Source organism: Clostridium uliginosum (genome assembly GCF_900112485.1).
Taxonomy (GTDB): domain Bacteria; phylum Bacillota; class Clostridia; order Clostridiales; family Clostridiaceae; genus Clostridium; species Clostridium uliginosum.
This window is the reverse complement of record NZ_FOMG01000006.1, coordinates 57024-73417: the sequence shown is the minus strand read 5'-3', so window position 1 is coordinate 73417 and position 16394 is coordinate 57024. Positions and strand designations below refer to the sequence as shown.

Annotated in this window: 12 protein-coding genes and 1 riboswitch; of the genes, 2 read left to right on the top strand and 10 right to left on the bottom strand. The window is 28.6% G+C overall.

The window, feature by feature from the left end; translation table 11 throughout:
• Positions 1-18: 18 nt before the first annotated feature.
• Positions 19-122, bottom strand: a riboswitch (TPP riboswitch).
• Positions 123-616: 494 nt separating this feature from the next.
• Complete coding sequence (locus BM027_RS05845) at positions 617-1045, top strand: hypothetical protein (RefSeq protein WP_090089569.1); 429 nt, start codon at positions 617-619, stop codon at positions 1043-1045.
• A gap of 212 nt (positions 1046-1257) precedes the next feature.
• On the opposite strand, the gene BM027_RS05840 is transcribed toward BM027_RS05845, so the two are convergent.
• Positions 1258-3804 carry a calcium-translocating P-type ATPase, PMCA-type gene (locus BM027_RS05840; RefSeq protein WP_090089566.1) on the bottom strand — a complete coding sequence of 849 codons (2547 nt, stop codon included), beginning with the start codon at positions 3802-3804 and terminating at the stop codon, positions 1258-1260.
• A 675-nt stretch (positions 3805-4479) separates the two neighbouring features.
• Between BM027_RS05840 and BM027_RS05835 the strand changes: the two genes are divergently transcribed.
• Positions 4480-6126 (top strand): putative manganese-dependent inorganic diphosphatase, encoded by a 1647-nt coding sequence (locus tag BM027_RS05835; RefSeq protein WP_090089563.1) that lies wholly within the window; start codon positions 4480-4482, stop codon positions 6124-6126.
• A gap of 198 nt (positions 6127-6324) precedes the next feature.
• On the opposite strand, the gene BM027_RS05830 is transcribed toward BM027_RS05835, so the two are convergent.
• The 9 genes from BM027_RS05830 to BM027_RS05785 all read right to left on the bottom strand — a co-directional run bounded on the left by BM027_RS05830 (position 6325) and on the right by BM027_RS05785 (position 16385).
• On the bottom strand, positions 6325-7095 hold the full coding sequence (locus BM027_RS05830; protein WP_090089561.1) for a flagellar hook-basal body complex protein: 771 nt from the start codon (positions 7093-7095) through the stop codon (positions 6325-6327).
• A gap of 13 nt (positions 7096-7108) precedes the next feature.
• Positions 7109-7885, bottom strand: coding sequence for a flagellar hook-basal body complex protein (locus tag BM027_RS05825; RefSeq protein ID WP_090089559.1), 777 nt, complete (start codon positions 7883-7885; stop codon positions 7109-7111).
• 356 nt (positions 7886-8241) lie between these two features.
• Positions 8242-8766 (bottom strand): hypothetical protein, encoded by a 525-nt coding sequence (locus BM027_RS05815; RefSeq protein ID WP_090089556.1) that lies wholly within the window; start codon positions 8764-8766, stop codon positions 8242-8244.
• A gap of 15 nt (positions 8767-8781) precedes the next feature.
• Positions 8782-9510, bottom strand: coding sequence for a sigma-70 family RNA polymerase sigma factor (locus BM027_RS05810; protein ID WP_090089554.1), 729 nt, complete (start codon positions 9508-9510; stop codon positions 8782-8784).
• A gap of 48 nt (positions 9511-9558) precedes the next feature.
• Entirely contained in the window at positions 9559-10200 is a 642-nt protein-coding gene (locus tag BM027_RS05805; protein ID WP_090089552.1) for a flagellar brake protein, read from the bottom strand.
• 10 nt (positions 10201-10210) lie between these two features.
• Positions 10211-11071: a MinD/ParA family protein gene (locus BM027_RS05800; protein WP_090089549.1), complete on the bottom strand. Its 861-nt coding sequence runs from the start codon at positions 11069-11071 to the stop codon at positions 10211-10213.
• Positions 11065-12288 carry a flagellar biosynthesis GTPase FlhF gene (gene flhF, locus BM027_RS05795; RefSeq protein ID WP_090089548.1) on the bottom strand — a complete coding sequence of 408 codons (1224 nt, stop codon included), beginning with the start codon at positions 12286-12288 and terminating at the stop codon, positions 11065-11067. The genes BM027_RS05800 and flhF overlap by 7 nt, the downstream gene beginning before the upstream one ends.
• Positions 12288-14354 (bottom strand): flagellar biosynthesis protein FlhA, encoded by a 2067-nt coding sequence (gene flhA, locus BM027_RS05790; RefSeq protein WP_090089546.1) that lies wholly within the window; start codon positions 14352-14354, stop codon positions 12288-12290. Before flhA ends, flhF begins: the two co-directional genes overlap by 1 nt.
• A 189-nt stretch (positions 14355-14543) precedes the next feature.
• On the bottom strand, positions 14544-16385 hold the full coding sequence (locus tag BM027_RS05785) for a fused FliR family export protein/FlhB family type III secretion system protein (RefSeq protein ID WP_090089543.1): 1842 nt from the start codon (positions 16383-16385) through the stop codon (positions 14544-14546).
• Between the last annotated feature and the right edge of the window lie 9 nt (positions 16386-16394).

Sequence of the window (16394 nt, the reverse complement as noted above, 5' to 3'; positions counted from 1 at the left end):
CTTAAAAATACAATTAAATATATAATTATTATGCTTCCCTACGATGGTACTAACCACATCAGGTTATTAGAGTTAGGATATTTTCCTTCTCAGCCAAAAAAATGGCACCCCTAGCAACGTTATTCTATTTTATTATATTGTAACTGAGTATATTATATATTTCAACTTTATTCTGTAAATTTTAATTTAATAATTTTTATAATTTAAAACTAAGGCATATTAAAAAAAATAACAAGTCAAAGATGCGACGTATATTGGGTGTCAAACAAGGAGATGAAATTAACTCATAGCAATCTATGGGCTGGTTTTATTGACGCAGTATGACTTAAAATAGACTAGCATACTGACTTGTTAAATATTTTAATATGCCTAATATAAAATACTTCCTAAATATAAAAAACATGTGCAGTAAAATTTTTAATAATATATAAGTTCCAATAAAGTTAATACATTTATAAATCTTAGAGTATTTATAAATGTATTAACTTAATTAGAACATATATATTTAATGAATTTATGTTTGTATTATAAATTCATTAAATATTATGATATAATAGGCTTGATATAATAGGATAATTTTTTAATAAATAAATCATTAACAAAAAGGAGAATTCATATGAGTTTAAAAGAAAAATTTAGCGGAAAATTTAGTAAATATTTTCAAGATGCTTATCTTGAAAAATATGGAGATAGAATTACAAGTACAGCTGGGACAATTTTATCTGTGAAAATCATTGAAAAGAGTTATTTAATATTTAATACAATGCTAGTAGAACTTATTGTTAAACCTGAAGTAGGTAAATCAGTAGTTAAATGTTTTTATAAAAAAAATAGATGGTTTAAGAAACCTGAATTTATTTCTATAGCTCAAGGTCATAAAGTTATGATTATGGGTATTAAGGGAGAAAAAATCAAGAAAAAAGATACTACTGAAGCAGTTCAAATAATGAATGTATTAAATCTTACTACAAAAAAAGATTTAGTACCTGTAGATCATAGTCAAATAAAAAGATCACGTCAACAAGCTACTAAAATGAGAAGATAGTTTTTATATATAAGTTTTACAAAAGATTGTTCATCTAAATTTTAAAAATATGTTATATCTTAGATAACACATAAAAATATGAACTAGATTAATTAGAACATATATATATTAAATCTTGTTTGAATAAATAGATGGCATGCAATTTTAACAATTGTATGCCATCTATTTAGCCTTAGGCATATTCAAAAAAATAACGAGTCAGTATGGCTAATCTATTTAGTTTTTATTAAGAGATATACACTATTTATTAGAGCTATTATTCCTGAGAAAAACATTACTATTAACCATTGGCTAATAGATAATGGTACTGTATGGAATATTCCTCTTAAAAATGGAACATATAAAACACTTGTAATCATTATTATTGATATTAATACAGCTCCGACTAAATATGGATTTGTGAATAGTTTAATTTCAAAAATAGAGTGTCTTTCTGATCTACATTCAAATACATGTATTAATTGTGACATTACTAATGTACATAATGCTAAAGTTCTACAAGTCTCTAAATTCATTCCATAATATCTACCTATCATAAATGATAATAATGTACATATTCCTATTAATGTTCCTCTAACTACTATTTTTTCTACTAATCCCCTAGCAAATATACTTTCATCCTTTTCTCTTGGAGTTTGTCTCATTATATCTTTATCCGCTGGATCAACTCCTAGTGCTATGGCTGGAAGGCCATCAGTAGCTAAATTTACAAGTAAAATTTGTATTGGACTTAATGGATTAGGAAGATAAAATAATGTTGCTAAAAACATTGTTAACACTTCTCCTAGGTTACAAGATAAAAGATACCTTATAAACTTTCTTATGTTATCATAAATTATTCTACCCTCTTCAACGGCTGCTACTATTGTTGAAAAATTATCATCCATAAGAATCATTGATGATGCCTCTTTAGTTACATCAGTCCCTGATATTCCCATTGCTATTCCAATATCTGATTCTTTTATTGCTGGTGCATCATTTACACCATCACCTGTCATAGCAACTATATTACCTTTTTTCTTAAATGCCCTAACTATTCTTAATTTATGATTTGGTGAAACTCTAGCAAATACTCTTATTTTATTTATCCTCTTACCTAGTTCATCATCATTTATTTTCTCAATTTCTTCTCCAGTTATTACTTGATCCTCACTATTACATATGTTTAAAGCTTTGGCAATTGCAAGTGCTGTGTTTTTATGATCTCCCGTTATCATAACAGGTTTTATTCCTGCAAGTTTACATTTAAGAACTGCATCTCTAGCTTCTTCTCTTGGTGGATCAATGCTTCCTACAACTCCTACAAATATAAGATTTTCTTCTAACCTATCATTTTTAATTAATCCCTCTTCCTTATAAGCACATGCTATACACCTTAAAGCTCTAGATGACATTGCTTCAATAAAAGACGAAACTTGTTTCTTCTTTTGATATGTTAATGGCTTTATTTTATTGTTTTCTAATATAAATGAACATTTATCTATAAGTCTCTCTGGTGCTCCCTTAACATAACAAGATTCTTTACCATCTTCCCTAACTATTACTGACATCATCTTTCTTGTTGAATCAAAAGGAATATCATATATTCTTTCAATATTTGATACAAAAGCCCTAAGAGGTGCTACATCCTTAAAAAACATATTTATTAACGCAGTTTCTGTGGGCTCCCCATGAAGCACTTCTTTCATATTTTTCTTAGAAAAATCATAATTACAATCATTACAATAAACAAGCGCTTTCATTAATTTAGTATAATCATTTAGTTTTTCTTTATCTAATTCATATATTTTGCCATTTAAATAAGCTTCTTTTACAGTCATCTTATTTTGAGTTAGAGTTCCTGTCTTATCAGAACATATTACTGAAGTACATCCAAGTGTTTCTACTGCTGGAAGCTTTCTTATTAAGGCATTTCTTTTTAGCATTCTCGATACTCCGAGTGCTAATGCCACTGTTACAATAGCTGCTAAACCTTCTGGAATAGCAGCTACTGCTAAACTTACTCCAAGTAAAAACATTTCAGTTATATCATTTCCACGAAGTATTCCCATTCCAGTAACAATGAAACATACTACTAAACAAATAATAACTAAAACCTTACCAAGTGAATCTAATCTTTTATTTAAAGGAGATTTTTCTTCCTCAATATTTTGAAGTAAATGTGCTATTTTCCCCATTTCAGTTTTCATTCCAATAGAATCAACCTTAAATAGACCTCTTCCTTTAACTATTGTTGTACCCATATACCCTTTACTATTCTTTCTATTTGAATCTTTATCAACGCCTACTGATTCTCCTGTTAATAATGATTCATCTACAACTATTCCTATTCCTTCAATAAACATACCATCCGCTGGTATTCTATCTCCAGCTTCTACAATAACTACATCACCAATTGTTAAATATATAGAATTAATGATTTTTATGCTTCCATCTCTTAGGACTTTACACGTTGGCGCTGCTAAATCTTTTAATGCTTCTAATGACTTCTCTGTTTTAAACTCTTGAGCAAACCCTAATATTGCATTAACAAAAACTATAATTAGTATAGTAATTGCATCTGCTTTATCTCCAATTATTCCTGAAATTATTGTTGCTGCAATTAACACCCAAACAATAAAGTCATTAAATTGTGAAAGAAATATTTTAAAGGCTGATGTCTTTTTTTTATGCTGAAGTTCATTGAGCCCAAAGTTTTTAATTCTTTTCTCTGCTTCCTTTGTACTAAGTCCCTTTATTAGTTCCTTTTCCTGTATCACAAATTACCCTCCCTCTTCTTAGCCATACTCACTTATTATTTTGAATATGCCTTATCCTCATATAACTATATATATTTTCCTTTATAAAAGTTATGATGATTTTTTTAAAGCATCTAAAAAAAATAGCGATTAAGTATGTGTTATATATTTTGTGCTAGATGAAAAGATGTAATTTTATGATAGTATATATCAATAAGGCACATTCAAAAAAATAATAGACCAGTATGCATGTATATTTTACGTCATACTACGTCGGCAAATTCAGCTAATAGCTCGCTATTAACAGAAATTGCCTCCTTGTCTGACACCAAATATACGATGCACCTTTGCTCTATTATATTCTTTCATCTGCCTAAAGTGTGGAGCAAAATATATGTTGCATCTTTGACTGGTTATTTTCTTTCATATGCCTAATTATTTTTTCGAGATACCTAAATCAGTTATAAACTTTACATTATTGAATTTTACAAGTAAAATATATACTATAATTTTATATAAGGCATTGTAAAATAAATAACTAGTCAAATATTCTTAGGATTTTTTGAACTAGACAAGAAAGTGACGGAAGTTAATACTACTGTTATTAGCTACCTTTACTGACACAGTATAATTCAAAAAAGATAAGAATACTGACTAGTTATTTATTGGGAGATGCCTAAATAAGGAGGACCTATTTTGAAAAATGTAGTTTATGTAACTGGACATAAAAATCCTGATTCAGATTCGATTTGTGCTGCATATGGATATGCAGAATTAAAAAATAAAACTAGTGACCTTCCAGCTGTACCTGTAAGACTAGGTAATGTAAGCCAAGAAACACAGTTTATTTTAGATTACTTTAATGTTGAAGCTCCCCAATATTTAGAAACTGTAAAACTTAAGGTAGAAGATTTAAAAATAGATAACCTTAATCCAATTGATCCAGATCTTTCTTTAAAAATGGCTTGGAATATAATGAGAGATAATCATCTTAAGTCATTACCTGTTGCTGATAGTAATGATAGGTTAGTTGGTGTACTTTCAATTTCAAACTTAACATCATCCTATATGGATATATGGGATAATAATATTTTAGCAAAAAGTAAAACTTCTATAAATAACATAATCGATACTCTTTGCGCTACACCAATATACATAAATGAAACTGTTAAAAAATTTCCAGGCAAAATTACTGTTACAGCAATGCAACCTGATAGTTTAAAAGAAATAATTGATGAAGGTGATATTGCTATTGTAGGTGATAGACATGATGTTCAAGAAGAATTAATTAATATAAAAACTTCATTAATTATAATCACTGGTTCTCATGCTTTAGCAGATGACTTACTTGCCAAAGCGAAAGAAAATGGAGTTACTGTAATAAGTACCCCTCATGATTCTTTTACTGCTTCAAGATTAATAATTCAAAGTATACCTGTAAATTATGTAATGGCAAAAAAAGATTTAATTTCTTTTTCAACTGATGATTTAGTTGAAGATATTAAAGATATTATGGTAAAAACCAGATATAATAGTTATCCTGTAACTGATGTAGAAGGTAGAGTTGTAGGCACTATTTCAAGATATCATCTTATATCCGATCATAAGAAAAGAGTCATCCAAGTAGATCATAATGAAAGAGGTCAATCTGTCGATGGATTAGAAGAGGCTGAAATTTTAGAAATTTTAGATCATCACAGAGTTGCTGATATTCAAACAAATAGTCCAATATATTTTAGAAATGAACCACTTGGTAGTACATCAACTATAGTTGCTAAGTGCTATTTTGAACATGGCATAAAACCATCTAAACAAGTTGCTGGACTTTTATGTGGTGCAATTATTTCTGATACTTTATTATTTAGAAGTCCTACTTCTACAGATCAAGATAAAAGAATCTGTGATAGATTAGCTGAAATAGCTGAAATAAATCTTGAAGATTTTGCAAAAGAAATGTTCAAAGCTGGTACTTCCTTAAAAGGAAAAACAGTATCTGAAATTTTTAATCAAGATTTCAAACCATTTAGCATATCAGACTGTAAAATAGGAGTGGCTCAAGTTAACACTATGGATATAGATGGATTTATGCCACTAAAAGATGAAATGTTAACTTACATGAAAAAACAATCTGAAGATAATAACTTTGATGTAGTAATGTTACTTCTAACTGATATACTAAACGAAGGATCACAAATCCTAGTTCAAGGTAAAAAGCCTCAATATGTAGAAAAAACATTCAACATTAAATTAGAAAATTCAATGGCATTCTTACCTGGAGTATTATCAAGAAAGAAACAAGTAATACCACCACTAACTACTGCAATATTATCTAAAGATAACTAAACAAAAGACTGTATAAATATAATTTTTATGCAGTCTTTTCTATATAATTTTATATTAATTGTAGAATTATAGGCATCTCTAAATAAATACTAGAGACACTGAATAAATTTAAATGAACAATTATTTTTAGAACATATATATTAAAAATACGTACAGTAGATAATTTTGTAATAGTATAGTATTACAAAATTATAATTCTTACTTTGCCATATTGTTAATCATTCCCCATATATCATCTGCCGTTGTTATTCCTTTTGAACTTAATTGAAATGCTCTTTGAGTACTTATAATATCTGTAAATACTTCTGATGTATCAACATTTGAACCTTCTAAAAAGCCTTGATGTATAGAATAACCAGTACTTTGTGTTATTTGTGCATCTGCAGTAGGTGTAAAATAGTTGTTACCTAAAGCTAAAAATGCTTTATCTCCAATAGCTGTAAATACAGGTATTTGTCCAACTTTAACATAATTTCCATCAACTTTTGTTGATATCCCACCATTTTCGTCTATAGATACATCTTCACTTGAAAGTCTTGGTGTTCCCTCTGCCATACCAGCTTCATATTGTATGTAGACTCTATTTCCCTTAGTATCAACTAATGCTCCATTAGAATCAATTTTAAGATTTCCATCCCTAGTATACGCAATAGATCCATCTCCTTGCACTGAAGCAAAATATCCTTTTCCCTCTATAGCTATATCAGTTTTACTACCTGTACTTAAAAGGTTCCCTTGAGTATCTTTTCTATAATCCATACCAAGCCTAACTCCAGTTCCATTTACAGCGCTTTTATTTACAATCGGAGTCCCTTTTCTATCTAATGATTCAGATAAAAGATTATTAAATTGAACGTCTGTAGCTTTATAACCTGTTGTTGAAGTATTAACTAAATCATTTGAAAGGTAATCAAGTTTTTCTTGATATGCACTCATACCACTTTTGGCAGTATTAAATATATTAAACATAATTTATTCTCCTTTATCTTACAGCACCTATTTCATTTGCAGCTTTTTGAATAGTCTCATCTTGCATACTAACAAATTTTTGATTAGTTTCAAATTGTCTTTTTATTTCTATAAGTTTTACCATTTCTTCAGTTGGATTTACATTTGATGTTTCAAGTACTGATTGACGTACATTAACTTTTGCATTATAAATAGGATTATTTGCTTTATAATAATAATTATCTCCAACTTGCTTTAACTCATTATAATCTTTAAAATCAGCAGTTAATAAAGTATAAGTTGAACCGCCTGTAGTACTTTGAAGGGTATTATTACTATCTAAAGAAAATTTATCAGAGCCTACATATATTGGTTCTTCAGCACCTGTTGTATTATTTTTTCCTAAAACTTTATCACCATTAGTTGTTATTAAATATCCTTGTTGATCAACCTTAAATTCACCACATCTTGTGAAAAGACGTTCATTACCTCTTTGAACTGTAAAGAATCCTCTTCCATCAATCCCAAAGTCAGTCGTGCTATCTGTAGTTTTAAAACTACCTTGTGTAAAAATAGCTTTTATGTCATTAACTTTTACACCTAAATTTAAATTTCCAAGTTTATTAGCAACATGTTTATTACCAGACATATTTTGTCTATTAGTTACCATAACATCTTCAAAACTTTGCTTTGTTAAAACATTCTTTTTATATCCATTATTATTAACATTAGCTATATTATTAGTAACCGTTTGTTCATCATTTTGTAATGTTATTAATCCCGATACAGAAGTATAAAGACCTCTTATCATTTACTCTCATCCTCTCTTAAAATAGCTTTGGGCACATAAAATAAAATAACAGACCAAAGATGCATCGTATATTTGGTGTCAAACAAGGAGATGAGTTTAGTTAATAGTTCGCTATTAACTAAACTTACCGACGCATTATGATGCAAAATAGACAAGCATATTGGTCTGTTATTTTATTGAATATGCCTTACATTCATTACTATAATGCATTCCAAGATTTCTAGCCTTTTCTTCTATTTGACTATCAGAAATACTTATGTTGTATTCATATACAAACATAAATGTAACTCCTAAAACAAGTCCTATTCCAATACCAAAGAGAATTTTTCTATCAGAAAAAAGAAATATTACTTTTTTCAAATTCTGAATAAATTTCTTACTAATAATATCTCCCCCTTACTAATAGATAATTGTTTGGATATTTCATCATCATTTAATCCTTGTTTTATTAAATCTTGTATACTATAAGTCTTACTTGATTTTTCCTTGACTTTTTCTTCAAAATTAATGTCTGAAATTACTCCTTCACTTTCCTCTTGTTTGAAATTATTATCAGCTTGCGTTGTTAATAAATTTTCATTATCTAGAGCAGTATCTCCAATTAAATCATCAACATGATTTAAGACATTATTTTTATTTTCGTATACTTCTTCAATATCATTAGTCATATTTAAGTTAATTTTTATATTTTTAATTTCCTCTTGAAGTTCTGTTAAACTTTCAGCTATATCTTTTCTTAAAAGTCCTATTTGCATCTTATAATCATTTAAATTTTCTTTTTCTTCATATAAGGTATTTTTAAAAGATGTATTATTTTTTTTAATGGCACTATAGTTATAAGTTATTAAAATAATGCCAATTATTATTAATATTAATGGCATCCTTATCCCGCCTCTTTAATCTATATAATGTAGTTTCTTCATACTTTCTCTTAAATTATTAATAGCTCTAGCATGCAATTGACAAACTCTAGATTCTGATACTGATAATACTGATCCTATTTCCTTTAAAGTCAATTTTTCATAATAATATAGATTCAAAACCATTCTATCCTTTTCTTTTAACAATTCTATTCCTTGTGCTAGAACTTCCAGTTGTTCCTTTTCTTGCAAACAGCTATCTGGACTAGGACTATTCTTATCTTCTATAATCCCCATAAGATTTATATCTTCATCATCAGAAAATATTACATTTTCTAAAGAAATCATTGATATGTGATTAATGTAATTTTCTATCTGCCCCACTTCATTCACTGACAACTCCAAATATTTTGCTATTTCTATTATTGTAGGTTCTCGCAGAAGTTCTTTTTGCAAAAAATCAATTGCATTGTTGTATTTACTAAGTTTATCCATGGCTCCTTTCGGAATAGGTCTACATTTTCTAATCTGATCTATAATAGCTCCTTTAATTCTAATAGAAGCATATGATGAAAATTTCATACCTTTGGTTGGATCATACTTACTTAACGCATCCATAAGCCCAATTATTCCATAGCTAACTAAATCTTCATATTCCATGTATTTATTCTTCCCAACCATAACCCTAGAAGCAATATATTTTACTAAAGGAATATATTCTCGTACTACTTTTTCTTTTACATCTGCATCTTGTAAGCTAGCCATATTATAATCTAACCCCTCTATGATTTATTTTCTTTCTCGTATTCCTCTTTATAAAGTTTCTCTTTGCCTTCTCATTATTCTAAAAATTTCTTTAATAATTTTCTCTCTTTTATTATCACTAATTTCTAAAAATTTTACTCCACAAATATATTCGTTATCAAGTGAATTTTCAGATCTTATAACTTGTGACTTTAAATAGTTTACTTGTTCATTTAATACTAACTCTATTAATATTAAATCATCATTTTTAAGCTTTTCTTTTGTTTTAAATCTTATTCCTCCACCACTTAAATCTACCATCAAAGCCTTGTTATATGGTATTAATTCTATTTTTTCTTTCGTAATTCCAGTAATATTTTTATATTTGATAGCACTTAACAAATCTACCCTAACAAAATCTCTTCTTTGTATCTCTGCTATACTATAAGGCTTACAGAGCTTATAATATATTATATTATTTTCCCTACCTCGCTCTATAACATTACAATAAAAATTAAAACAATTTCCACCTTTAATATAAGAATTAATTTCTATCTTATCATTTATCCTTAATGTTAAATATTCTCCATTATTAACTGGTAAATTTATATTTATAAAATCTTCTCCAATATCTTGAACTATACTTTTATATGCTTTTTCTTGTATTAAAACCTCTATTCTATCATTAACTTTTAATTCAAACTTCTGCATCTTTTTCCCCCTATGAAAATATATTAAATAATTTTTTAAATAGTTCTTTAGGTCCTACTGAAGTTTTCATATTTTGGCCTAAAATTCTCATTGCTATATTTTCTATTGATTTCGATGCATCACAATTAGGATACGCTATTACAAAAGGTTTTTGTTGTCTAACACTTTGCAATACCTTTCTATCATCTAGTATACACCCTAAGTATTCTAAGTTAAGCTTTAAAAACTTATTTACTGCTCTTTGAAGTTTATTATAAACGTCTAACCCTTCATTTAAAGTAAAAGCTTTATTAACAATAACCATTGCATGATTCTTTATCTTAAAATGATCAGCTGCTTTTATTAAGCTATATGCATCTGTAAGTGATGTGGGTTCTGGAGTTGTTATAATAATTAGCTCCTCTGAAGCTGCTATAAATGATAAAATACTTTTATTAACTCCAGCTCCTGTATCCATAAAAATATAGTCAAATCCATTTAATGAATCTAATTTTTCTAAAAACAAATTTCTTTCAGATTCCTGTAATTCATCCACCTTGTTTAAACCAGATCCTGCTGGTATTAAACTAACTCCATTAGGTCCTAATACAATTATATCCTCTATCCTTTTTTGAGTAAATACAATATCAAATATATTATACTTTGGATAAATTCCCATTAAAACATCATCATTTCCCATGCCTAAATCTGCATCAAAAATCAACACTTTTTTTCCTTTGCTTTGAAGTGTTATTGCTAAATTCACAACAAAATTACTTTTACCAACTCCACCTTTTCCCGAAGTAACAGTTATAATTTTAGTTTTTAATTGAGTATTTTGAACATCATTTTTGACTACCAATTCTCTTAAAGCTTCAGCTTGATCTAACATAAAGTTTCCTCCCCTAATATGAATCTAGCTATTTCTTCTTTATTTGGTACCCTTATGTCATTTGGAACATTTTGTCCTGTTGTTATAAACTTAATAGGTTTATTTGCTCGCTTTATTATATTGTATAAAGATCCATAAGCAGTAGTTTCATCTAATTTAGTAACTATAATATTATCATAATTTAGATCTACATAACCTTCTAATATGCTTGTTATATCCTTATTTTTTGTAGTTCCACTTATTACCATATTAACATGGTGTGGATTTGCTTTTTCTATAAAAGCTCTTAATGCTGAAATTTCCATTGCATTTTTACTACTTCTTCCTGTAGTATCAATAAGCACTACATCACAATTCTCCATATAATTTATAGCTTCTTGCATTTCTTTTATTGTAATAACTACTTTAAAAGGTATATTCATTATTTCAGCATAAGTCCTAAGTTGATCTATAGCACCTATTCTATATGTATCAACAGTTATCAAGCCTACCCTCTTTTTATCAACAAGAGCAAGTTTTCCTGCTAGCTTTGCTATAGTTGTAGTCTTTCCAACCCCTGTAGGTCCAACTAATACAACTCTTCCTTTGATTTCTTCTTCACATTCCAAAACTAAACTTTCAAAAATTTCTCTTAAAATCTCTTTTTCTTCTATTCCTTCATTTAAAGAAGCAGTTACTTTATCTATAAGCTCTGTTTGAAACTCTTTATCTATATCCATATCATTCAATTTTTCTTCTAAAGGGTTAATTTTCTTATCCTCATCTTTAGAAGTATTTTCTATAACCTTATTTAAAAGTTTTTTCATCTCACTTACTTCTTTATACATAGAATCTTGTTCTAAATCTCCTTGAGAGGTCTTATCATATGTTGTTTCTAATTTTTGATTTTTCACATTAAGTTTTGATGCAACTTTTTCATTTTCTTTTTCTAAAATAACTTCTTTTGTATCAACAGTTTTTACTCTATCTTCCATTATTCTTTTTATACTCGCTAATGAATCTTCAAAATTTTCTTCTTTTTTTACATTAGGTTTCTTTCCATCTGACGAATTTTCAACTGCTGCTGTTACTTCAATTAATTTCCCAGAAAATAATCCTTTGATACCTGGTTTCCTAACTTTTCTCTGACTTATTATAATTGCATCTTTACCTAATTCATATCTAATTCTTGTTAATGCTTCATTCATATTACTTACAAGATATCTTTTAATAATCATTAAATAGTTACAACTCCTCCACTATTTATTTCAACATCATTTGGTATCTCATTTAATGAAATTACCATAACATGTGGAAATACCATCTCAATTAACTTTTTAAACACAGCTCTTATGTTTGGTGATACCAAAATAACTGGTTGATTATTATTAAAATAAACTGTTTCAATAGTATTTTTTATACTTGAAAGTACATTTGTAGTTGTTTCCGGATCAACTGTTGGGAATGATCCTTGAATAGATTTTTGAATATTACTACCAATAATTTCTTCAATACTAGGATCTAATGTCACTACTGTAATAACATTATTTTCATCTATCATTTGATTACAAATAGTTCTTGCAAGTGCAAATCTAACATATTCAGTTAACACTTCTATATCTCTTGTATTTCTAGAATTATCAGCTAATGATTCCATTATAGTAACCATATCTTTTATTGGCACTTTTTCTCTTAAAAGATTTTGTAATATTTTTTGAATTTCTCCTATTGTCATCAAATCTGGAATAAGCTCTTCAATAACAGCACTGTATTTTTCCTTTAAGTTATCAACAATAAGCTTAACTTCTTGCCTTCCAAGCAACTCATAAGAATGAGCTTTAATTGTTTCAGTTAAATGAGTTACCATAACTGTTGTTGGGTCAACTATTGTAAAACCTTTAATTTCTGCTTCTTCTCTTTGATCCTTATTTATCCATACCGCTGGTAATTTAAAAGTTGGTTCAAAAGTCTTTATCCCAGGTATTTCCAATACTTCTCCGCTAGGATTCATACAAAGTAACATACTAGGCATTAATTCTGAAGACGCTACTGATGTACCCCTTATTTTTACTACATACTCGTTAGTTTTTAATTGAAGATTATCTCTAATTCTTATAGGTTGAACTACAATCCCCATCTCAATAGCACATTGCCTTCTAACAGAAGCAATTCTTTGTAATAAATCTCCACCAGAACTTTCATCTGCTAAAGGAATAAGTCCATAACCAATTTCAACCTCCATTGGTTCTACTGAAATTAAATTCATAACATTTTCTGGTTCCTTACGCTCTGATTCAATAATTTCTTCCTCTTCTGAAACAAATTCTTTTTCTTGTTGTTTGTTTTCTTCTTTATATAGCATATATGATAATACACCCATTGATATTGCCGCTGTTAAAAATGGAAACTTAGGCATACCAGGAACCAATGCTAAAAATAACATTACCGTACTAGCTATTGATGTTGCAATTGGAAATCCTGTTAATTGTTTTGATAATGACTTACCAAAATTTTCAGCACTTCCAGAACGTGTAACTAATATACCTGAAGCTGTTGATATTAACAATGCTGGAACTTGGCTTACAAGTCCATCACCAATTGTTAATTGTACATACTTTTGTGCTGCATCTGCTACGCTTAAATTCTTTTGCATAACACCAATGATAATACCAGCTATTATATTTATTGCTGTAATTATAAGTCCCGCTACTGCATCTCCTTTAACGAATTTAGATGCACCATCCATAGAACCATAAAAATCTGCTTCTGATTGTAGATCTTGCCTTCTTTTTTTTGCCATAATTTCATCTATTAATCCAGAATTCAAATCAGCATCAATACTCATTTGCTTACCTGGCATAGCATCAAGTGTAAATCTAGCGGATACTTCTGAAACTCTTCCTGCTCCTGCTGTAATAACTATAAATTGAATTATTACTATAATTAAGAATATAATAATACCAACTACATAATTACCACCTATAACAAATTCACCAAAAGCTTGAATGATTTTTCCTGCATCACCTTCACTTAATACAAGCCTTGTTGAGGATATATTAAGTCCTAATCTAAACAATGTTGTAACTAGTAATAATGTTGGAAATACAGAAAGCTGCAAAACATCGGTTGTAAACATAGTTATCATAATAATAACTACTGATAATGTTATATTAAATGCTAAAAGTACATCCAGTACTGCCTTTGGTAGAGGTACTATCATCATAAGTACTATACATATAACAGCTCCTGCTACTACTACATCTAAATTATTCTTTATATCGAGCTTTTTGTTGCCTAATCCCAATCCTATCCCATCCTTTATTTAAAGTAAGCACATTCAAAAGAATAATACACCAAAGATGCATCGTATATTTCGTGTCAAACAAAGAGGTAAGTTATGCTCATAGCTTATCTATTAGGATAACTTACCGACGCAGTATGACGCAAAATAGACAAGCATACTGGTCTATTATTTTTTGGAATGTGCCTAAAACTAGTTTTTGTTTTTAAGTTTCAATACTATTGCTAAAATCTCTGCAACTCCTTGATATAAATCTTGTGGTATATCTTTATCTATCTCCACTCTTTCATACATCATTCTTGCTAACGTTTTATTTTCAATAACAGGAACATTATTTTCTTGCGCTACTTTTTTAAGTTTAAGAGCAATATAATCTGCTCCTTTTGCAACAACCTTGGGAGCTTCCATATCTCCACCTTCTTCATACTTTAAAGCAATAGCTAAATGAGTAGGATTTGTAATTACAACTGTAGCATCTGCAACAGAATGCATCATTCTTCTCATTCCCATTTCTCTTTGCTTTTGTTTAATCTTAGATTTTAATTGAGGGTCTCCTTCAGATTGCTTGTATTCATCTTTAATTTCCTGTTTAGTCATTCTTAATTCTTTATTGTGCATTCTAAATTGCATAAAATAATCTATGGCTGCTATAATAATTAATACAAACGTTATTTGCATAAAAATTCCAACCACTAAATCTTTTACTTCATTTCCTAACGAAGGCAAATAAAGATTAGAAATGTTCATTATATTAGGATAATTTTTTTCAACATATCTATAAGCAAAAATTGATATAAGTGTTACAACTGCTAAGTTCTTCATTAACCCAACCAAAGTTCTTTTAGAAAACATATTTTTAAATCCTTTAATTGGATTTAATTTTCCAAGTGAAGGCTTTAATGGCTCTTTTGTCAACATAAAACCAGTCTGTAGAAAACTTGCAACTATGCCTCCTATCATTATAGAAATTGCAAATGGTAATGCTACTGTTGCTATTTTAATAATAGCTGTTATCATAAAATTTTTAGAAGTTAATTGACTAAAATTATCTAATCCAGGAAATCCCAAAAAATAAATTATTGTTTCTTTAAATGTGTTAACTGAAGTATTCCACAAGCCAGAAATTGTAAATGTGCATATCGCCATTGTAAGTGCAACTGAAACATCCTTACTTCTCGCTACCTGTCCCTTTTTCCTAGAATCTGATTTTTTCTTAGGTGTTGCTTCTTCTGTCTTATCATCTGCAAATATTAAAACTAAAGGTACTGCTGGTACTGCTTTAGATATATATTCAAAAACACTTGGTAAATTATATATAGCTGTAGTAATTACTTTAAACATCATAGGTAATAAAATTATATATGTAATAAATCCCAACATGTTTTTAATTGGTAACCCAAATATCATAACTGGTATTGTAGGTACTGTCCTTGAAATTAACCCCAAGCATAAATCTGTTATAACAATTATCAATACCATAGGTATTGCTATTTTCACTCCTAAAACAAAATAATTACTAATAGTGTAAATAACAGCTAGCATAGTTTCTTGATAAACAATAGTTTTACCAATTGGTACTATATTAAAGCTTTCAATTAGTAATTTTATAATTATATGATGTCCATCTACAATAAAAAATATCATCATAGATATCATATACGAAAAATTTCCAAACAATGTAGACTGTGTGTGTGTCGTTGGATCTAATACAGATACCATTGCAAAACCTGCATGTATGTCCATCCAACTTCCTGAAAATTTTACTACTTCAAATATTAGATTTGTAATAATACCCAATATTATTCCTGTCATTATTTCACTCACTGCGAAAAATACCAAATGATATGTACCACTTATACCATTTATAGTTCCATAATCTACTCCGCCTAATACTCCAAAAGAAAGAATTAAGCATAAAGTTCCTTTTAAAATCTGTGGAGTTCCACTAGGAAAAAATGCATTAACTACGACAAAATATGCAGTTAATCTTAAAAATATAAAAAATAAAGCAAGAAAGTAGACTGTATCTATCAAATAATCTAC